This window comes from Brevibacillus formosus (assembly GCF_003013405.1).
In the GTDB taxonomy this organism is placed as follows: Bacteria; Bacillota; Bacilli; order Brevibacillales; family Brevibacillaceae; genus Brevibacillus; species Brevibacillus formosus.
This window is the reverse complement of sequence record NZ_PXZL01000003.1, coordinates 29033-50457: the sequence shown is the minus strand read 5'-3', so window position 1 is coordinate 50457 and position 21425 is coordinate 29033. Positions and strand designations below refer to the sequence as shown.

9 protein-coding genes are annotated in these 21425 nt (G+C 48.6%); all 9 read right to left on the bottom strand.

Features of this window, described 5'->3' with window-relative positions; genetic code table 11:
* Positions 1–57 precede the first annotated feature (57 nt).
* On the bottom strand, positions 58–1878 hold the full coding sequence (locus tag C7R91_RS04105; RefSeq protein ID WP_047069421.1) for a sensor histidine kinase: 1821 nt from the start codon (positions 1876–1878) through the stop codon (positions 58–60).
* Entirely contained in the window at positions 1875–2549 is a 675-nt protein-coding gene (locus C7R91_RS04100; RefSeq protein WP_047069420.1) for a response regulator transcription factor, read from the bottom strand. Before C7R91_RS04100 ends, C7R91_RS04105 begins: the two co-directional genes overlap by 4 nt.
* Positions 2550–2731: 182 nt before the next feature.
* Entirely contained in the window at positions 2732–2956 is a 225-nt protein-coding gene (locus C7R91_RS04095; RefSeq protein ID WP_047069419.1) for a hypothetical protein, read from the bottom strand.
* A 3-nt stretch (positions 2957–2959) separates the two neighbouring features.
* Complete coding sequence (locus C7R91_RS04090) at positions 2960–3277, bottom strand: heavy metal-binding domain-containing protein (RefSeq protein ID WP_015891250.1); 318 nt, start codon at positions 3275–3277, stop codon at positions 2960–2962.
* A 9-nt stretch (positions 3278–3286) separates the two neighbouring features.
* On the bottom strand, positions 3287–4048 hold the full coding sequence (locus C7R91_RS04085; RefSeq protein ID WP_106786167.1) for a CPBP family glutamic-type intramembrane protease: 762 nt from the start codon (positions 4046–4048) through the stop codon (positions 3287–3289).
* A 15-nt stretch (positions 4049–4063) separates the two neighbouring features.
* On the bottom strand, positions 4064–4849 hold the full coding sequence (locus C7R91_RS04080; RefSeq protein ID WP_047069418.1) for an ABC transporter permease: 786 nt from the start codon (positions 4847–4849) through the stop codon (positions 4064–4066).
* The gene (locus C7R91_RS04075) at positions 4849–5766 is read right to left on the bottom strand and encodes an ABC transporter ATP-binding protein (protein WP_047069417.1); all 918 of its coding nucleotides are present in this window, start codon (positions 5764–5766) and stop codon (positions 4849–4851) included. Before C7R91_RS04075 ends, C7R91_RS04080 begins: the two co-directional genes overlap by 1 nt.
* Before the next feature lie 32 nt (positions 5767–5798).
* Complete coding sequence (locus C7R91_RS04070) at positions 5799–5993, bottom strand: PLD nuclease N-terminal domain-containing protein (protein ID WP_007729128.1); 195 nt, start codon at positions 5991–5993, stop codon at positions 5799–5801.
* A 104-nt stretch (positions 5994–6097) separates the two neighbouring features.
* Positions 6098–21352 carry a linear gramicidin non-ribosomal peptide synthetase LgrD gene (gene lgrD, locus C7R91_RS04065; protein ID WP_047069527.1) on the bottom strand — a complete coding sequence of 5085 codons (15255 nt, stop codon included), beginning with the start codon at positions 21350–21352 and terminating at the stop codon, positions 6098–6100.
* Positions 21353–21425 lie beyond the last annotated feature (73 nt).

Below are 21425 nucleotides of genomic sequence, written 5' to 3'. Positions count from 1 at the left end.
TGCAGATCGTGTGCAGATTGGGTAGAAACGCAATAAAAAAAGTGCAGAACCGAAGTTCTACACTTTTGTTTTCTTCAATTCAAAATAGAACAGGACGCCTTCCTCCGTATTCGTTGCCCCATAGACCGCTCCATGCAGTTCTAGTATCTGCTTGGAGATCGCGAGACCCAATCCGGTTCCTCCGGTCGAACGGTTGCGGGAATGCTCGACGCGGTAGAAACGATCCCATATCTTCTCCAACTGCTCGGCCGGAATATGGACGCCTTTGTTTTCGATGCAAATCTTGACGATATCCTCCGCTTCAACCGTCGAGATGACAATATCCTCTTGTTCAGGCGTGTAGCGTATGGCGTTTGTCAGGAAATTCACGATCACCTGCTCGATTCGATGCTGATTGGCGATGACTTCGACTGGGGCTAAGCGGTGGTGCAACCGCAACTGCTTACCGGCGAGGTCCGGTACCAGCTTTACGCAGATTTGCTCCAGCAGCACATCAATCCGGAACGCATCCATCTGCATTCTATACGTACCAGATTCATATTTTGCCAATTCCAGCATATCCGTAACCAGCAGGTTCATCTTCTTCACTTCATCTTCCATCGCAGCAAAATAATAGTCCCGCTTCGGGCTGTCCGCCTTATCCTTCAGAATGTAAAGGCAGCTTTCCATGACGCTGAGCGGAGTTCTCAGCTCATGCGATACGCCAGCGATAAATTCTTTACGCGTTTGCTCCAGCCGCTTTTCTTTCTCAATATCCTGCTCCAGCTGGACAATATGGGCATGCAGCATATCCGAAAGCCGATTAATATTCCGTGACAGGCTGCCGATCTCATCCTCTGTCTTGATCGGAATTTTTTCAGAGAAGTCCAGCTTGGCCATTTTTTGTGTCATGTCGTCCATGCGGAGCAAAGGAGCTGCTATTCTGCGGGAATAATAGAAGGAGGCGAGCAGAACGAGCAGCAAGGTACCCGCAATGATGTAGCCGTAATAACTTTTCATGACCTCCGCCGCTTCGTTTACGGGCTGCAGGGATGTCATGGCGAACAGATAGGCGGGCTTCCCTGTTTGATCGGTCACGCGCTCTACGAATATTTTGTACTCCATATCGTTCTCTTTGAAGTCCGTTATGGTGCTTGTTTGCTCCACAACATCTCCGTATAGAAGATCCGCTTGAAAAGCTTTCACCCGTTCAAGAAATAAGCGGTTCGTATAGCGGGATACATCTGCGCCTTGCGGTGTTCGGACCTGCGTGATGGTTCCGCGCATCAAAACGCTGGGATAACGCTCATGGTATTCGGTGCCACTCTTGAATCTCGGGACGACCTCATACTCTTTTTTGACGAGTTGCTGATTCTCCAGCTGATCTTCCTCTCTGAGATTGGAGACACTCCTCCCGATCCGCTGCGCAAACCATTGATTATCGATCATGATCCCTTCCATGGCAATCTGTTGTCCCACTTTCACATAAGTATCGAGGAAGGGGTTATCGGCGGTTACATCTTCCACATCCATGACCGTGTACAGCGGAACGACAATCGATTTGCCAGAAAGAGCAGGGGTGTCTTCCGTGTACTCCAGACGGACCTCCATCTCGAAATCGTCCGAGTATTTCAAATGGCCTCTATCATCCAATCGAGCAAACCAGGCATTCGTCTTTTGATAAAACTCCTGTTCCTTCCTGACTTCATCCTGGGAAGCCCCGGCATGAGTCAACTCGTTTTGCCGATAGGATTGAAGGGCTTCCTTCACCTTTTCTACCTTTTGATGCACATAATACTGCTCGAAAAATACGGTTTGTCCAATAAAAATGCTTGCGATCACAAACAAGCATAATCCCGTAGTAAGTAGAAACAGCTTGAGTACAATGCTTGTTCTCATGGCCGGTCCTCGAATTTATAACCGGAACGAACAACTGTGACGATATGCTTCGCATGCTCTCCCAGCTTGGAACGCAAATTTCGAATATGGCTGCTGAGCGTGCGATCCTCGCCGACAAAGTCGTAACCCCAGATTTTTGTAATGAGCTGTTCTCTGGTGAGGATAATGCCTTTGTTTTTCATCAAGTAAGCCAAAATTTCGAATTCCGTGTGCGTTAGACTATAGTTTTTTCCCTCAATCGAAACAGTTCGGGACGGCAAGTGGATCGTAATCCCGCCGCCGGACAGCATATCCCCAGGTTCGTGCAATTGCCGGTTTTCCAGCAAACGTTTGGCGCGTGCCAGCAGGATGGGAGGACTGCACGGTTTCACCACATAATCGTCCGCCCCGAGCTCGAATCCAAGCAACGTGTCATCTTCATCCGAACGAGCTGTTAACATCAGAATGGGGACGTTAGAAACTTTGCGAATGCGTCTGCATACTGACCACCCGTCCAATTCCGGCAGCATAATATCCAGAATGATCAAATGCACTTCATGCTCTTGAAATAAGGCCAGCCCCTGACTCCCGTCCCCCGCTTCCAGCACTTCGTATCCTTCGTCCATCAAGTATTCCTTCATAATCTCACGCAAAACCTGCTGGTCTTCCACAACTAGTATCGTTTTCGACATGCTAATGACCTCTCGTCCTCTATCTCTCCAAGATATTTTTTAGAATGTTATCATGACTTTGGGATCGTCACAATATGGCACAGCGTCAAATCGACATTCGAGCTATTGACCATGCCGGGCGCACAAGAAAAGCCAAATCTTGTCATCTAACAAGATTTGGCTCGTTTCTACTCTTATATCACTTATTTTTCAACTTTGTAATAGCGATCTCCGGTCTTCGGATTGAAGTATACACGACGCTTTTCCTGACTTACCGGATCGATCGTCACTTCATTCGTCGGCTCAAATCCGGGCGGGACGACTTCTCCATGGTCTTGGTGCAGTCGCTTGTCCTTGAATTTCGAAATGATGAGCAAGGCGATGAAAAGCAAGATCTGAAAAACAATGTAGTAAATGAGATAAATCATTCATTACACCTTTTCAATGACAACTGCTGTACCGTATGCAACAACCTCACCCATATTTCCCATATTCCCAGAGTCGTAACGACACATGACCACAGCGTTAGCTCCCATAGCAGTTGCGTTTTTTATCATGCGGTCGAGCGCCTGCTTGCGCGCGTCCTCCAGAAGCACCGTGTATTCCTTGATTTCTCCGCCTACTACTGAGCGAAGGCCTGCCATGATGTCTCCGCCAATTCCGCGTGCTCGGACGATTAAGCCGAATGTCGTTCCTTTCACTTCAACGACACGATATCCTGGAATGTTTTCTGTTGTTACAACGATCATTTGCTTCTCCTACTTTCTACTTTTATTTTTGAAGATCACATGCAGCACGATGTCAGCGCTAAAATGACTAATGATCGCAGCTTCTAAACCGTATCGCCAATATAGGAAGCCAAACAAGATGCCCAAGATACCATTTAGCAACAACGTCCATACAGTGACCACGTAACCTTTTCCGTACGTCATGTAATTGGTTGGGAGATGGGAAATCGCGAAAACAATGGCGGCGACACAGATGCCCAGCCAATAGGAAATTCCCATCCCTCCCATCTTCTGTGCCAAAAATACGACAACAGTCATAACCCCAAGACGCATGAGCACTTCTTCGCAAACTCCTCCGTAAAAAGACGAGAGAAAGCCGAAGAACCGTGATGAAATCGGTTCTTTACCCATTCTTTTGGTCATGCGTTGTTGAAAGAAAGAACGGTCCATCCATTTTACCAAGAGGCCTACCGTGATACCTGAACCAATCGATACGGCCCAAAACGACCAGATGGAAAAAGGCAGCTCCACTCTAGACACCCAGTGATCGAGAATCCAGAGCCGAAGACCAGTGGAAGGCATGAGCCATAAGCCTATAGCAGTCGCCAGAGCCAAAAAGACACAGCTCTGAATGATCATAATCGTAACCATGACAGAAATAGGCGGGACTTTTTTAGTAGAATAGATGGCGATTTGCAGCTGTACTTGTTGGCGAATCGTGTTGGATTGAATAGGTATAGTGCATAGAGCACACAGTACACTAACCAACCAGATTAGCCAAAAATGTTCCATTTCTACGCCTCCTCTTTAGATTTCTGATCGTTCTAAAAAGTACCAGCCCATAAAGAAAAACACGATGTTGAGTGTAAAGACACCTGCAAGACCCGGCAAACCTGTGATGAATGCTTGCGAAAGCGTTGAGTTTTCTTGAATCATCATCATAGCCGCATTTGACAATCCACCTGGAGATACCATATCCAAAAATTTACCGAGAAATTGTGGAACCGTGAAGATCAGGATATTGAATACGAGCGAAGCTCCACCCGCACCAACAGCATTGTTAAAATAGCTGGAGGCGCAAAGCGTTGTTGTGACCACAAGGAATAGATTCGGTATGTACATCAACGTACCGATCCATACATGGGTCCAATCTAGCTTTCCGAAAAGGATCTCTGTATAGTAGGCAGTTATCCCCATCCCAATTAGCATGCTTGCAATTGTTAACGTGTAGTAGGTAATGGCTTTGGCTAGATAGTATTTCGCTCGACTGATGGGCTTGACGAATACCATGGAAGCTACCCCAGAGGCTTTCTCTCCGGCAATGGACCCCATGACGATAAGAATGAGCACAAACGTGCCGAGTGAGCTAAATTTGCTAATCGCTGTCGAAAGTACTTCTGGAGCAGACGGGGTTGGAATTTTGATGACTGCCCCTTCCGGCAGTCCTGTGGAATTGGCCAAAATATCAGGGAGCATTTTCATCGTAATCGGCTGTGTAATCATTAAAGCAATAAACACAATCGGAATAATGAGAATCTTGTAGGTTCTGACCAATTCATTAAATTCTTTTCTGATCATTGGGTGGGAAGTCATCAGTTATTCACAACCTTTAGGAAAATATCTTCAAGGGTCGATGCGGATAAGCGATAATACGCCAGTGTCCCGCCAGTTTCCAAAAGAATGTGCGGCAGGAGTGCCTTGGCTTTTTCCATGTCATTGATAAGAACTTTGTAAATACCGCCGTCTTGGTTCCATTCCCTGATCCAGGTTAGCCCATTTAATACATCGGTTAAATCGATGTCCTGTTGATCAAGCTTGAACTCAATCAATGGCTCCACATGGTTTGCTCGCAGCTGATCCAAACTCGACGACAGCACCACCGTACCGTCCTTGATGATGACGATGTGGTCAGCGATCCTTTCGATGTCATCCAAAATGTGAGTCGACATGAAGACAGTCATATGTTGCTTCAACTTTTCTATTAGCAATAAAACGTCATATCTGCCCATGGGGTCGAGAGCGGAAACGGGCTCGTCCAAAACGAGTAGCTTTGGGTTGTGGATGAGCGCCTGGGCAATACCCAGACGCTGTTTCATCCCTCCGCTGTAACCGCTTATTGGGCGGTTCCTCGCTTCATTGATGCCGCATAACTCCAAGAGTTCATCTGTCCGCTGTGCTATTGTGCGCTTGTCCAATCCATAAAGTCTACCCACCCAATGCATCCACTCTGTCGCTGTCATGTAGTTATAAAAGGCTGGGATTTGTGGACAATACCCGACTTCACTTGTGACTTTATTGCGGTCGGTCACGACGTCGTAGCCTACTACTCTCACTTTTCCTCCGGTCGGTGCAGCCAACCCGGTAAGGATGCGGATGGTCGTCGTTTTCCCGGCACCATTCCCCCCCAGAAAACCGACACAACCGATGCCATCGACGGAAAAGGTTACGTTCTTTAACGCTTTATGGTCTTTATATTCCTTTGTGAGGCCTTCACATTCAATAACTCGCAAAGAATGTCAACCCTTTCCTCGGTTCTCTTGAGCTAGTCTTTTCTGCCTACAAAGAAATACACGATCGGACCCAAGGTGTTGATAAAGATAATGCCAAGAGCCCACGGCCATTTTTTTCCACCTGCAACTCGATACGCTTCACGTCTAGCCAAGTCAATTAAAGCAATAACTGCCAGGATCAATTGAATAGCAATGATAGGTGCAAGTAGCTGAATGTCAAATGGCATGGATAAAACCTCCAATTTTTATAGTTATTTTAAAGTTTATCACTATTTTGGTTATTTTCCCACCCGCCACCATGATAATGAGGTGACGGATGGGTATTTATTTTTTATTGCAGGGCTTGTTCCGGTAATTTTAGTTGGCCGCTTCTGATAAAGTAATCAAGAACTTTACCGAAAACTTCCTCGTCTATTTCCGGGCAATCAATGTCGTTTTGACGCAGCAAACGAGTCGTTTTATTGCCTACATAGACTACACTACCTCTGCTTGTGTGGCCGTCTGTGAACAGGTTGCCGAGCGGAGCGGCTGAGTTGGCCTCATTGCCTTTTTCTTTCGTATCCTCTTGCACCGCCTCAATCCACTCATCCATGGTGACTCGTTCCAATACAAATCCTCTGTTTTCAATCGCTGAAATCAGGTCTTCGTAATCGGTTGCGTTCGGGTTGAGCAAGTGGAAGTTTTCGCTCAAGCTCTGCTCAGTCATGGAGAGATGAACGATTCCCTTACTTGCAAAATCAACTGGCATCATGTCCAGATCGCCACTCATGTCAGGAGCTTTGCCCAAATCTATAATCCCTGCTGCAATTCTCCACATCAGGTCATCCTTCTGGCATGCTCCTGTTTCGCTGTCCCCAGTCATCCGTCCGCAACGGTATATCGCCGCTGGAATGCCTCGTTCGCGTGCGAGATTGACGAGATGCTCGGCTACCCACTTGCTCTGTGTATAACCGGAAGTGAGGACGCGACTGTTCTCTGGCATGTCCTCTTCGCGGAAGGCCATGGATTCTTCTGTTTCTTCGGACGCAAACGTGAAAATCGTGGAGACGAAATGCACAGGCTTGGTCTTTTTGGCTACAGCAAGGCGGAGAATTTCCTCCGTACCTTTTACGTTTGCTTTCTTCAAGGCTGCGTACGGATACACAAAGTTAACGAGAGCACCGTTGTGGTAGAGCACATCGACCTTTTCGGCCAGCTCGGAGAACTGATCTTCGGACAGATTCAGTCGTGGCTTTGCCAAATCACCGATTACAGGGATGATCCGATGCGCATGCTCTTCATTCCATAACTCATATAGCTCTAATGTTTGGCGTAGTCGCGCCATTCCTTCCTCTTCGTCAGAAGCTCGAACGAGGCAGTAAATGTCAGCGTCTGTCATCTGTAACAGGTCACGCAACAAGAAAGCACCAAGGAAGCCAGTGGCTCCTGTCAATAATGCCGCTCGGAACTGACTTGGATCACCCACGTACGGATGTTCAGCCTGAATCGCTGGATCGAGTACGACTTCATCCTTGAGATCCTTTGCGTCGATGTCATGGGAGACAGCAGAAAGACCGTGTTTGAGAATTTCCTCGATGGTCTTGGCCATACCCGCAATGGTCGGGGTCTCGAACAGGATTCGCAGCGGTACCTCAAGCTGTAGCTCTTCGCGAATTTTGAAGATAAGCTGGGTAGCGAGCAATGAGTGACCGCCAATCTCGAAGAAGTTGTCGTGCACTCCGATTTTGTCCATTTCCAGTACGGCGGCCCAGTGCGTATGCAACATGATCTCGACTGGCGTTTGCGGCGCTTGGTATTCGACGCCTGACTCCGAGCGGTCGTATTCCGGCTTCGGTAGCGCTTTGCGATCCAGTTTACCGTTTGGCGTTTTCGGTAAGCTCTCCATGATCATAAAGTGTTGCGGGATCATGTAGGCTGGAAGCTTGTCAGTCAGGAAGTGGTTCAGGTCATTAGACGTACTTGTGTGAGTCTCTTCAAACACGATGTACGCTACTAGACGTTTGTCCCCTTCTCTGTCTTCACGAGCGACTAGCACGACTTCCTTGACTTCAGGGTGGCGTCTCAGAACAGATTCGATTTCGCCCAACTCGATGCGGTAGCCACGGATTTTGACCTGGTAATCAACACGTCCCATAAACTGAAGATTCCCATCTGGCAAGTAGCGTACGAGATCTCCAGTCCGGTACATCCTCTCTCCTGGCCCACGGAACGGATTTTGCACAAAGCGTTCCATGGTCAGATCGGGTCGGTGGAGATAGCCACGTGCTAAGCCTGAACCACTGAGGTACAATTCTCCCGGCACCCCTACTGGAACTGGTTTGCGATGATTGTCTAATACAAATACTTGCGTATTGAACTGCGGTCGTCCGATCAGTGGTTCGCTGATGGCTCCTTTTTTCACGATGGAGTGCGTAGAGTAAACGGTGTCCTCTGTCGGTCCGTAGAGATTAAAGACTTTATCTACGTGTTCAAAGGTGTACAATTCCTGTGCCAGCTTGTTAGAAAGTGGCTCACCGCAAAGGTTAATAACACGAACCGACGCAGGAATACCTTTCATGCGCACCAGCTCCATCGCCGCTGAAGGTACGGTATTGATCAGTGTCACCTGATTGGCTGCTGGCAAGGCTGGCAATTGTAATGCATTTTCCGCCATGATAACTTTGCCACCCATTGTCAGTGTTGCGAACATTTCGTAGACAGACAAGTCAAAGCAGATTGACGTAGAGAACAGTACGCCGCTCATCTCCTCTGGAGTGAATGTGTCGTGTGCCCACGATAGGAAGTAGCTTACACTGCGATGTTCGAGTGCTACACCCTTTGGATTGCCTGTAGAACCTGACGTGTAGATGACATAGATCAAATTGTCGGAAGTACCAAGCTTGGTCGGGTTCTCCGCGCTTTCGTCGGCAACTGCTCCCCAATCACTGTCTAGGCAGATCACTTTGGCCTGGTGCTCAGGCAGAGTTGGCAGCAGATTTTCTTGCGTTAAAAGGACTGGAACCTGTGAGTGTTCGATGATGTAGGCGATGCGGTCGGCTGGATAGCTTGGGTCGATTGGCACATAGGCTCCGCCGGCTTTCATAATGGCCAAAAGTCCAATCATCATCTCGGTTGTCCGCTGTGCGCAAACACCGACTAGCACTTCGGGTCCTACTCCTTGCTTGCGTAAATAATGAGCCAGCTTGTTCGCTTGAGTGTTCAACTCTCTGTAGGTAGTCGTTTGATCTCCTACGATGAGAGCGATGTTGTCCGGTGCTTTCGCAACCATGTCCTCAATCATTTCATAAACGCATTTTTCTTTCGGGTATGGCGCTTCTGTACGGTTCCATTCAGTAATGAGTCGTTGTTCCTCTTCCTCACGCATGAGCGGTAGCAAGGTGATTGACTGATCCGGGTTGGCAATGATTTCTTCCAGAAGCTTGTGGAAATGATCAACCATTCGAACGATCGTACTGTGATCAAACAACGCCTTGTTGTACTCCAAGGTAGCAATGAGACCGTCTGATGTCTCCAACATGGTCACCGTCAAATCAAACTTCGAGGTGACGGCCTCAGCACCGACGTCAAAGCTGCTTATCTGAATATCATCCACAGGATCTACCTGCATCGGGATATTTTGCAGAATAAACATCACCTGGAATAATGGCGAGTAGCTCATGCTACGCTCCAGCTGCAGCTCATCTAACAATTTTTCAAACGGAACATCTTGGTTTGCATATGCCCCCAGAGCTGTTTCACGAACGCGTGCAAGCAATTCGCGGAAGCTTGGTTGACCTGACATATCTGTGCGTAAAACGAGTGTATTGATGAAGTAACCGATCAATTGCTCCGTCTCTTGCTTGTTACGTCCGGCAATCGGAGTTCCGACGAGAATATCTTCTTGATTCGTATAGCGGTACAACAGAGTTTGGAAGGCGGCAACCAATGTCATGAAGAGTGTAGTCGTTTCTTTTCCGCTCAGATTACGCAATTCTTCCAAGAGGTCGGCTCCAAACTGAACGGAGAGCTTTTCTCCTTCGTATGTCTGTACTGGTGGGCGCGGTCGATCCGTTGGCAGTTGCAGTAATGGTTCGCTGCCCTTGAGTTTTTCTCTCCAGTACTCAAGCTGTCCATCAAGAACCTCTCCACTTAACCATTCACGCTGCCAGACGGCAAAATCTGCGTATTGGATTGGCAATTCCGTAAGTGGCGATGCCTCTCCTTGACTAAATGCTTTGTAATTGGTCATTAATTCGCTCATCAAAATTCCCATCGACCAACCGTCTGCAGCAATGTGGTGCATCACGAACAGGAACACAAAGTCCTTTTCGTCGAGCTGAACCAGATTGGCACGGAGCAACGGACCTTTCGTCAGGTCAAATGGCTCGAGTGTGGCCTCTTCAGCAAGGCGTTTGACTTCTGCTTCCCGTTTCGCAGGATCCAAAGCCCGCAGATCCGTTTGGTTCATTACCCAATCGTCCTCTGGGTGAATCACTTGAACTGGTCGTCCGTCACGAACCTCAAAGCGAGTACGCAAGCTCTCATGACGCTGTATGATGGCTTTCAAGCTTTCTTCCCAAGCGGATATGCTGAGGTCTCCCTGAATCCGTAGGAAGGATGGAATATTGTTGACTGAGCTTCCTTGCGTGAACTGCTCCAGGAACCACAAACGTTGCTGGGTAAATGACAATGGGAGCGGTTCTTTACGCGATACTTTTACAATCGGTGGAGCCATCTTAATGGATGTTTGCTTGGTGAGCATAACCAGCTGTTCACTAAGCCCTTCGACTGTTGGGTATTCAAACAACGTACGAATTTGCAACTCTACCCCAAAGATTTCCCGGAGGCGAGAAACGGTCTGCGTCGCGAGCAGGGAGTGTCCGCCTAATTCGAAAAAGTTGTCATGTACGCCCACCTTCTCTAAGGAGAGGATTTCAGTAAAGACGTTGGCGACCATTTCTTCCACGGGGCTACGCGGAGCGACATATACGGCTGTTAGCTGGCCCCAATCTGGCGTAGGTAATGCTTTGCGGTCAATTTTTCCGTTGACTGTAAGTCGAATTTCCGGAAGCCACATGAAATGCGACGGAATCATGTACTCGGGAAGTTTCTCTTTGAGCCAGAGCTTGATTTCGTCTATGGACGTCTCCTGCTCCAAAGCATTGGTTAGATAGGCTACCAATCGTTTGTCACCGGGTCTAGCTTCTCGCGCAATAACGACTGCTTCTTTTATGGCTTCATGTTGTCTCAAGGCCTCTGCTATTTCCCCTAACTCGATACGGAACCCACGGATTTTTACCTGATCGTCGACACGACCGATGTAATCTATGTTGCCATATGGCAGATAACGAACGAGGTCGCCTGTTCGATAGAGTCGTTCTCCCGGTTGACCGAATGGATTCGGAATAAAACGCTCTGCTGTAAGCTCTGGACGATTCCAATAACCACGCGAAAGACTCTCACCACCAATGTACAGCTCTCCCGGAACACCGATAGGGACTGGCTGAAGATTTCGATCTAACACGTACAGCTTGGTATTCGGGAATGGACGACCAATCGTTGGGGCATTGTCAGCATCCGTTAATCGAGCGATGACCGTACCAACTGTTGCTTCCGTCGGTCCGTAGCAGTTATAAAATTTTCGTCCTTTTGCATAGTGGGCAACCAGTTCACGGCTGCATGCGTCTCCTCCGACCTCAAGGCAGATCAGATCCGGGTACTCTTCAACAGGTAGTGACGCGAGTACCGAAGATGCCATCGATACCTTGGTGATGCGACGTTCACGAAGGGTGCGAACGAGGTCTGGGCCTGGTAACAGAGACTCACGATCTTCGATGACTAACGTTCCTCCAGAGAGCAGCGCCTGTAAAATCTCAGAAACGGAAACGTCAAAGCCAAATGACGTAAATTGCAGGACACGGCTGGATTCGTTTATTTCGAAGTAATTCATGTAGGCCTGCACCATATTCATCACACTGCGATGCTCAACAGCTACCCCTTTCGGCAATCCCGTGGTACCGGATGTGTAGATGACATAGGCGAGATTGGTTGATACTACAGCGCTTTGTGCGTTTTCTACGGACATCTGCTCGTAGAAAAGTTCTTCATCCAGGCAGATGACGTTCGCTTCCGTTTTTGTGAACGGCTCTGCAAGTCTCGCTTGTGTCAGTACGACAGCTGCTTGTGAATCTTCCAGAATGAAGATCATTCTTTCTTCGGGATGAGCTGGATCAACCGGCACATAGGCTGCCCCCGCTTTTAACACACCAAGAATGCCAATGATCATTTCCATGGAGCGTTCTACACAAATCGCAACAGTCGTATCAGGCTGCACGCCTTGAGCGAGAAGCACATGCGCTAATTGGTTGGCTTTTTGGTTCAGCTCCGCATAAGTCATGGCTTGTTGTTTATACTCGAGTGCAATATTTTCAGGAGTTTTCGCGACTTGTTGTTCGAATGCCTGATGGATGCAAAGATCGCGTGGATACTCCTTCTCCGTACGATTCCATTCGATGAGAACCTGCTCGCGTTCGACATCGTCTATCAATGTGACGTCACTCAGATGCATCTCCGGAGACTTGATCATAGTGAGCATGAGTTGGGTAATTTGGTTCAAGACCCGATCGATCATCACGTCATCAAAACGGTTTTGTTCGTACTTGAGTTTGATGGCCACTTGCTTGCCTGGTGCTGCCACCAAGGTAAGTGGATAATTCGTTTGTTCGACAGCTGCTACGTCGTGAATTTCCAAAGAAACACTGGACGAAGCTGAATTGGACTCGTCTGTTTCTTGCCCTCCTGCTTGTACAGCCGGATAGTTCTCAAATACAAGTATTGATTCAAACAGGGCAGATCCACGCGGCAGTTCGCTCCACCCTTGGATGTCGAACAGCGGGGTGTATTCATATTGGCGTATCTCTAACTGCCTGTGCTGCAAGTCTCTCAGCCACTCTAGCACGGTCGCGTTCGTCTGCAAGGATATCCGGACAGGTAAGGTGTTGATGAAGGAGCCTATGATCGTCTCAACATGAGACAGGTCTGCCGGACGACCTGAACCTGTCGCACCAAAAATGACTTCCTCTTCCCCGCTGTAGCTTCCCAGAATCCAGCCCCAAGCCGCTTGTACCAAAGTATTGAGTGTTAACTGGTGTTCGCGTACGAATTTTTGCAAGTGCTCGCTCGTTTCTTCTGCCATGAGGATGCTCTTCTCTTTGTATTGCTTCGGTCCCGCGGTGACTACTGCTTTGCTCATTCCCAAGCTGGTTGGTTCGTGGAAGCCTTTTAGCTGGTTTACCCAGAAGAGCTTGGCCTCCTGCATATCCTGACGTTTCAACCAAGCAATGTACTGGGAAAACGGCTGCGGATGTCCAAGCTTAACTTCTTGTCCTTCGCTGATCGAGGCATAATAGGCAAACAGTTCATTCAGTACCAAAGGAACACTCCAACCATCAAGGAGAACGTGATGGAAGCTCCACACGAAGCGATAGCTTTCTTCTCCTGTTCGGAAGACAACCCAGCGTGACAAAGGTGCATGTGTAATATCGAAGCTTCGTCTGCGGTCTTCCTCCAGAAAAGCCGTAAACATCTCATCCTGTACATCCGTATGCAAATGGCGCCAATCTTCCTGACGGAGGGATACGTTTACCTCTTTGCGGACAATTTGGTGTGCTTGATCCAAACCTTCCCAGACGAAGTACGTTCTAAGAATGGAATGGCGGTCCATCACTTTTTGCCATGCTTGCTCGAATACCGGCACATTCAGGTTCTTGAAATGCATGGCAAATTGGACGACGTAATCCCCGCTGTCGCTTGCATATAGGGAGTGGAACAGCATCCCCTGTTGAAGCGGAGAAAGTGTATAGATATCCTCGATATTTCGGTCAGAACCGATGTGTTTGTCAATGTTCTTCTGATCCAATAGAGCCAGAGGAAAATCGGATGGTGAGTAACCGCCAGCTTCCTCTGTCGCACAATGGGCAATAATCTCACGAAGCGCATCCATAAAGTCCTTGGCGACTGCTGTAATCGTGCTCTCTAGATGAATCTTCTCACTGTATCGCCATGTCACATGCAGTTGATCCCCTGCGACCACACTATTTACGTCGATCAAGTGGTGTCGCCCCGCGACCGGGCTAAGGTTGGAACCGCTGGACTCAGGTGCCCAGCCAAATAAGGAATCGCCATCGACAATCTGATCGATCTTGCCCATGTAGTTGAACAGCACTTGTGCTTGAATCCGGGAAATTTCATCGACAATATTCTGATCCGCATGGAGGTAACGAAGAACGCCATAACCAAGCCCTTTGTTCGGGATCGCACGCAGTTCTTCTTTGGTCGTCAAAAGTGCTTTTCCTACGGAGAATGTTTCGTCCCATTGAAGGTGCACCGGATACATGCTGGTGAACCAGCCGATGGTACGGGACAAATCGATTCTCTCTGACAATTCTTCACGGCCATGCCCTTCTACGTTTACGAATACAGATCGATTACCCGTCCATCGAGTAAGTGACTTCGCCAAAGCGGTTAGCAGGACGTCATTGATCTGGGTGCGGTAAGCCTGCGGGACGTTTTGCAGTAGTGCTTTGGTTTCTTCGCTAGTCAATGCAGCGCTGACGGACTTTGTCGTTGCTTCTGTATTTTCCCCAGCATCTGTTACGTCTACTGGTAGCTTTGCTGAATCGACAGAGGATTTGGTCAACCAGTATCTTTTTTCGTTTTCCAAAGCATCTGAATTCGCATAGCGCTCCAGTTCATCCGCCCATTCTTTGTAGGATGTCGTTTTCGCTGGTAGCTTCACCTCTTGCCCTGCGGCAATTTGTTGGTAGGCGTTTTGCAAGTCCTCGAGAATGATGCGCCATGATACCCCGTCTATGACTAAGTGATGGGCGACGATCAACAGACGATTCGGTTGATTTTGACCCAAATCAAAATAAATGAACTGAACTACATGCCCTTCAAACAAATTCAGACTTGCCTGCGTCTCATCTGCAATCTTTTCGATGGCCTTGAATTGTTCATCTGGTGTAAGGTGTGACAAAACTTCAATCCGGAATGGAATCGTATCACTTGGCGCATCCATCTCTTGCTTCCAGCCGAGCTCTGTCTGTGTATAGCGCATGCGTAAAGCATCGTGCTGATAGAGTAAATGCCCTACCGCTTGTTTCAGTGCTTCCTGATCAATGCCTGCCTGGATGGAGAGCAGCACGGATTGATTCCAGTGATGTCTGTTCTTCAACGGTAGCTGGAAGAACCACTTCTGAATCGGCAAGAGTGGCAATTCGCCGATAATAGGCCCCTGTTCAGCAAGGATCGCTTCTTTTTCCTCTACAACCTCTGCTAATTCAGCGATGGTTTGGTACTCGAATAATTGCTTCGGTGTGAGCCTTAGACCTGATTGATTGGCGCGTGACACAATCTGGATACTGAGAATCGAATCTCCGCCCAGCTCGAAGAAATTATCGTGTATGCCAATTTGGTCAATACCGAGAACCTCTTTCCATATCGCGGCAAGGTGTTGCTCTTTCTCCGTTGTTGGTGAGACAAATTTCCCCTCCAACTCAGGACGATTGAAATCAGGTGCAGGCAAATTTTTACGATCTACCTTTCCGTTAGGTGTGAGCGGCAGATATGCTAACGGGATGAAAAACGCAGGAACCATGTAATCAGGCAGCACTTCCTTTAGCGCTTTGCGGATGTCACTTGTGGCAAGCTCCGTGTCCTCTTCTAAAACCAAGTAGGAAGCAAGACGCTTCGTTCCTTGATGATCCGTGCAGACAGTGACCACCGCTTCTTTTACCGCAGGGTGAGCGAGAATGGCTGTTTCTACTTCCCCCAGTTCGACGCGGAATCCGCGAATACTGGTCTGATCATCTGCGCGACCGATGAACTCAATATTGCTGTCCGCCAGGTAGCGCACCAAGTCCCCTGTACGGTAGAGACGCGCTCCTTCTATTTCGCTAAAAGGATGAGGGACAAAACGCTCTTGTGTCAGTTCGGGACGGTTCAGGTAGCCACGCGCCAAGGAACTTCCACCAATGTATAGCTCACCTGTGACTCCTACGGGAACAGGCTGCATATGCGTATCGAGAACATAGACTTGCACGTTGTCAATCGGACGTCCAATGGTTGGTGCAAAGCTTTGTCCCGTCCCTATCGGAACGATCCCAGCTGTTGCAACGACTGCGTTTTCGGTTGGACCGTATTGGTTCACCAAGGTAAACGGCAGATTCGCACTTGGATAGTGATGGAGCTTGTCTCCTCCTGTCAGCATGTAACGAAGCTTGGTATGGCTTGGCCAGTCCAGAGCCAGCATGCTCTCTGTCAAAGGCGTCGGCAAAAAGCTGATATTGATCTCAGAATGGATGAGCCAATCACGAAGTTTTTCCGGTACGAGTCGAATTTCCTCTTCTGGCAAATAAAGCGTGGCTCCTTTTGTTAAATAAGGCCAAATTTCCCATACAGATGCGTCAAATGCCGTCCCGGAGATCTGTGATGCGCGATCTTCGGACGTGACATGATATACGCGTTGATGCCAAGAAATTAAATTAAGTAGAGCCGCGTGCTCGATCTCAACCCCTTTTGGCGTACCTGTCGAACCAGATGTGTAGATGACGTAAGCAAGCTGGTTCGTCGTAGTCAAGTTTATTGGAGTCGTCGTACTTTCTTGAGAGATCGACTCCCAGTCTGAGTCCAGGCAAATCAATTGGCTCGTGCCAGCAGGGAGTTTTTCTGCGAGTCTGGCTTGTGTAAGTACAATCGACATACCTGCATCCTGCATCATGAAGGCGAGACGATCCTTGGGATACGCTGGGTCCATTGGTACATAGGCACCGCCGGCTTTCATGATAGCCAGTTGACCGATTAGCATCTCGATAGAGCGCTCGACGCAGATTCCTACCAAATTTTCCTGGCCGATTCCCTGTTTCTGCAGATAATGCGCCAGTTGATTCGCTTTGGCATTCAATTCCGCATAGGTAATGGATTCGTTGCCTGTGAGAACAGCCGGCTGGTTGGGCATTTCACGAGCGACCTGATCGACCAGTTCATGTACGCAATGATCCTTGGAATAGGCAACTACGGTGTTGTTCCATTCAGATACGACCTGCTGCTGCTCCTCTTCTCCCATCAGTTGGAGAGCGGTAATGGCTTGATTTGCGTTGGCAGCAACGGCTTTTAGCAGCTGAGTAAAGTGTTCGATCATTCGTTCTACTGTATCTTGGTTAAAGAGAGAGGTGTTGTACTCGAATGTAGCGGACAGACCGTCTGCCGTCTCTGCCATCGTCAAGGTGAGATCAAACTTGGTTGTCTCTACCTGTTGACTACCTTTTGGCGGCAAAATGCGAATCCCTTCAAGTGCTTCTACCTGAACCGGAATATTTTGCAGAACGAACATCACTTGGAACAATGGCGAGTAACTGAGACTGCGTTCTAATTGCAGCTCGTCTACTAGCTTTTCAAAGGGTAGATCTTGATGGGAATAAGCTCCCAAGGCTGTTTCCCGTACACGGCTAAGTACCTCCCTGAAGCTCGGATCACCTGACAAATCTGTTCGCATCGCCAATGTGTTGATGAAAAATCCAATGAGTGCTTCTGTCTCTTGGTGACTGCGTCCTGCTACAGGAGTACCGACGAGGATGTCGTCTTGGCCTGTATATCGATACAGAAATACTTGGAATGCGGCGAGCAACGTCATAAACAACGTCGTACCTTCGCGCTTGCTCAAGGAAAGCAGATTCGTCATCAATTCTTTGTCATACATCAGGGTGATGCTGTTTCCTTCATAGGACTGAACAGCAGGACGGGGACGATCTGTCGGCAAGGCGAGAAGCGGTTCTGCTCCACCCAGCTTTGCCCGCCAGTATGAAAGTTGTTTTTCCAATACATCTCCTGTAAGCCATTCGCGCTGCCATGCTGCATAATCGGCATATTGTATAGGCAGGTTGGTAAGTTGCGGTACTTCTGATTTGCTAAATGCCTGATAGCAGGTAAATAATTCGCTGAGTAAAACGCCCGCTGACCAGCCATCGGCGATGATATGGTGCACGTTTAGCAGGAAGATGAAATCCTGCTCTCCTGTTTGAATAATCGTCGCACGCATGAGCGGTCCTGTGACAAGGTCAAACGGCTTGTTCGCATCTTCTTTGGTCAAGCGTTGTCCTTCGTCATCACGTCTATCATCTGGCAGAGACCGAATATCCATTTTGCTGAGTTTCCAATCAATCTCTGGATGAATCACCTGAACGGCTTCCCCGTTGATGTCGGAGAACGTTGTACGCAAGCTCTCATGACGGCAGATAATCGTTTGCAAACTCTGCTCGAGCGCTTCGATGTTTAGCTCCCCTTGCAAGCGAACGGCAGTTGGGATGTTGTAGAGCGAACTGTTTGGCATCAAGCGGTCAAAGAACCATAAGCGCTGCTGTGCAAACGAAAGCGGCAAATGTCGATCACGTGAAACAGGTACGAGCGGAATGCTGGAGAGTCCAGATTCGTCCTCGTTCATGGATACAATCAATTCGCTGAGTCGGTTGACTGTCGAATATTCAAATAGAGCACGGAGCGGTAAATCAACGCTAAACGCTTCTTTTATGCGGGAGATGGTTTGCGTAGCCAAAAGAGAATGGCCTCCAAGCTCAAAGAAATCGTCGTAGCTGCCAACTCGTTCTACCGAGAGAACCTGCGACCAGATGTTGGCTACCAGCTCCTCTGTTGGAGTGCGAGGGGCAACATAATTACGCTGCGTGGAAAGTTGTCCCCAATCTGGTACTGGCAGTGCCCGTCGGTCTACTTTTCCATTAACCGTGAGTGGTATCGTCTCTAGCCAGACAAAGCCTGCTGGTATCATGTATTCAGGCAACGATTCTTTCAGGAAAAGAGCGAGCTCCTCCGTGGTTGGCGTGTCTCCCGTTGCTACCAGATAAGCGGCCAAGCGTTTGCCTCCCGCCTTTTCTTCACGAACGATGACCACAGCTTCATGGACCGCAGGATGCTGTCTGAGCGAATTCTCAATCTCACCCAATTCAATGCGGTACCCGCGAATCTTGACTTGATCATCCATGCGTCCAAGGAATTCGAGATTGCCGTCTTCCAGATAGCGAACCAAGTCGCCCGTCCGATAGAGTAGCTCCCCTTCTTTGCCAAACGGATGCGTGATAAAGCGCTCTTCTGTTTGTTCCGGACGATTCCAGTAGCCGCGAGCCAAGCCTTTTCCTCCGATATACAGTTCACCTGGTACGCCGATAGGCACAGGCTGCCTATTTGCATCCAAAACGAACATAGTCGCGTTGGCAATTGGCCGACCGATAGGCGGATTGCTCATTCCAGCTTCGCAACGCATCATAGTGGAGCAGACCGTTGCTTCCGTTGGACCGTAGCAGTTGAAGAACTGGCGGTTCGCTGCATAGCGTGCCACAAGTTCACGGCTCGGAGCTTCTCCGCCTACAATCAAGGTTCTTAGATCAGGCAGGTCAGCTTCAGGCAGTGCTGCCAATACGGAAGAAACCATGGATACGGTGGTAATGCGTTGTTCTTGCAAAACGTGGATCAGCTCAGGGCCCGGCAAAAGGGATTCTCGATCCTCGATGACTAGGGTCGCACCAGCGAGTAAGGCCATCACAATCTCGGACACCGATACGTCAAAGCTAAACGAAGTAAATTGCAGAACACGACTGGTTGGCTGAATATCAAAAGCATCGATCAAGGCATGAGCCATGTTTATCACACTGTGGTGCTCTACCATTACCCCTTTTGGCTGCCCTGTTGAACCAGAAGTATAGATGACGTAGGCAAGATTATGCTCTGTGACCTTGCAAGCAACGTTGGCGATAGGTTCATTCGTTAGCGGATTGCTGTCTAAACAAATGACATTCGCCTGTATTGCTGGCAAGATGTCCATGAGAGACTGCTGGGTCAACAACACATTTGTTTGAGAATCCTCGATCATATAGGCGATGCGTTCTTGCGGGTAAGCCGGGTCAATCGGTACGTAGGCAGCTCCCGATTTTAAAACGCCGAGTATGCCGATGATCATCTCAGGGGAACGATGCACGCATATGCCGACAAGTGTATCCGGTTTTACCCCTTTGCTTACGAGCTGATGGGCCAGTTGGTTTGCTCGCTCGTTTAGTTCCTTGTAGGTTAGCTCCACGTTTTTATAGGTAACGGCAATCGCATCTGGTGATTTTTCCACTTGTTGTTCAAACGCCTGATGAACGCACAGGCCGCTCGGAAATTCCTTCGCCGTCTGGTTCCACTGGACGAGAACCTGTTCACGCTCGTTTTCGCTGATCATCGAAAGGTCGGCAATCCGTTGCTTGGCGTTTTTGGCGATAGAGATCAGGAGGGAATGAAGCTGGTCCAGAACCCGCTCAATAGATGAAAGCTCAAACTGACTCTCATCAAATTTGACTTTGATGTCTATTGTTTTGCCTGACGCCGCAACCAGAGTAAATGGATAATTGGTTTGCTCCTCGGAATGTACATCCACGATCGAAAGCTCACTCTCTCCACCGCCGCCGCTAGCATTTCCGACAGGAGTATTTTCAAAGACGAGAATGCTCTCAAACAGGGATTGTCCACGCGGCAAGTCGCTCCAGCCTTGGATTTCCACGAGTGGGGTATATTCGTACTGGCGGAAGTCGGCTTGCTGTTGTTGCAGAGATTTGAGCCAATTGATTACGCTCTCCTCCGCTTTTACCTGCACGCGGACAGGGAGTGTATTAATAAACAGACCAATCATCGTCTCGACCCCAGGCAAATCGGCAGGACGTCCGGATACAGTGGCGCCGAAAATAATGTCGTCCTGTCCACTGTAGCGATTCAACAGCAGTGCCCATGCGCCTTGCACAATCGTGTTAACCGTTAGGCGATGTTGACGAGCCAATGTCTGTAATGATTTGGAAATTGTCTCGGAAACGGTCAGATCTAGCTCCCGGTAATTTTTCTGATCAAGGTACGGATTTTTATAAGCTCGACCGAATGAAAGTGGCGTGGTTTCCGTAAATCCTTGTAGATACGTGCGCCAAAACGCCTCCGCTTGCTTCAAGTCCTGCTTTTTCAGCCAGACGATGTAGTCGCGGTAAGATTTAACCGGAGGAAGTTGTACAGGCTGCCCTTTGCATAGCATGTTGTACGCCGCAAACACTTCCCCGAAGACTAGCGGCATACTCCATCCGTCTATCAGCACGTGGTGAAGAGTCCACGAAAAATGAAAGGTATTACTACTCAAACGGAACAGATTTAATCTCATCAACGGCGCTTCTTCGATATTGAAACCACGTTTGCGATCATCTTTGGCAAAGGTATGAAGAAACGACTCTTGCTCGGAGGAGGAAAGATGAATAATGTCATGTTCCACCAGGGAAACCTTCAGCTCTTTCAAGACAACCTGGACGTATTCTTTTACTTTACCGCCAACAAATCGGGTGCGAAAAATAGCGTGTCTGTCTACGAGGCATTGCCATGCCTGTTCGAATAACGGAATGTTCAAGGGACCTTGCAGCTTCAACCCCATCTGTACGATATAGGCTCCGGACTCTGGTTCCAACAAGCTGTGGAAAATGAGACCTTGCTGCAAAGGAGTAACGGGATAATACGTTTCAATGTTATTCATCTTCTCCTGCCCACTCCCATAAAAAATTTGCCATAGAGGCGCCATGTTTGACGCCTCTATGCAGTTGGTATTC

Excerpts from the sequence above, each read along its gene's own strand:
- C7R91_RS04105 (WP_047069421.1), bottom strand. The coding sequence starts at position 1,878 with ATGAGAACAAGCATTGTACTCAAGCTGTTTCTACTTACTACGGGATTA.
- C7R91_RS04100 (WP_047069420.1), bottom strand. The coding sequence starts at position 2,549 with ATGTCGAAAACGATACTAGTTGTGGAAGACCAGCAGGTTTTGCGTGAG.
- C7R91_RS04095 (WP_047069419.1), bottom strand. The coding sequence starts at position 2,956 with ATGATTTATCTCATTTACTACATTGTTTTTCAGATCTTGCTTTTCATC.
- C7R91_RS04090 (WP_015891250.1), bottom strand. The coding sequence starts at position 3,277 with ATGATCGTTGTAACAACAGAAAACATTCCAGGATATCGTGTCGTTGAA.
- C7R91_RS04085 (WP_106786167.1), bottom strand. The coding sequence starts at position 4,048 with ATGGAACATTTTTGGCTAATCTGGTTGGTTAGTGTACTGTGTGCTCTA.
- C7R91_RS04080 (WP_047069418.1), bottom strand. The coding sequence starts at position 4,849 with ATGACTTCCCACCCAATGATCAGAAAAGAATTTAATGAATTGGTCAGA.
- C7R91_RS04070 (WP_007729128.1), bottom strand. The coding sequence starts at position 5,993 with ATGCCATTTGACATTCAGCTACTTGCACCTATCATTGCTATTCAATTG.
- lgrD (WP_047069527.1), bottom strand. The coding sequence starts at position 21,352 with ATGAATAACATTGAAACGTATTATCCCGTTACTCCTTTGCAGCAAGGT.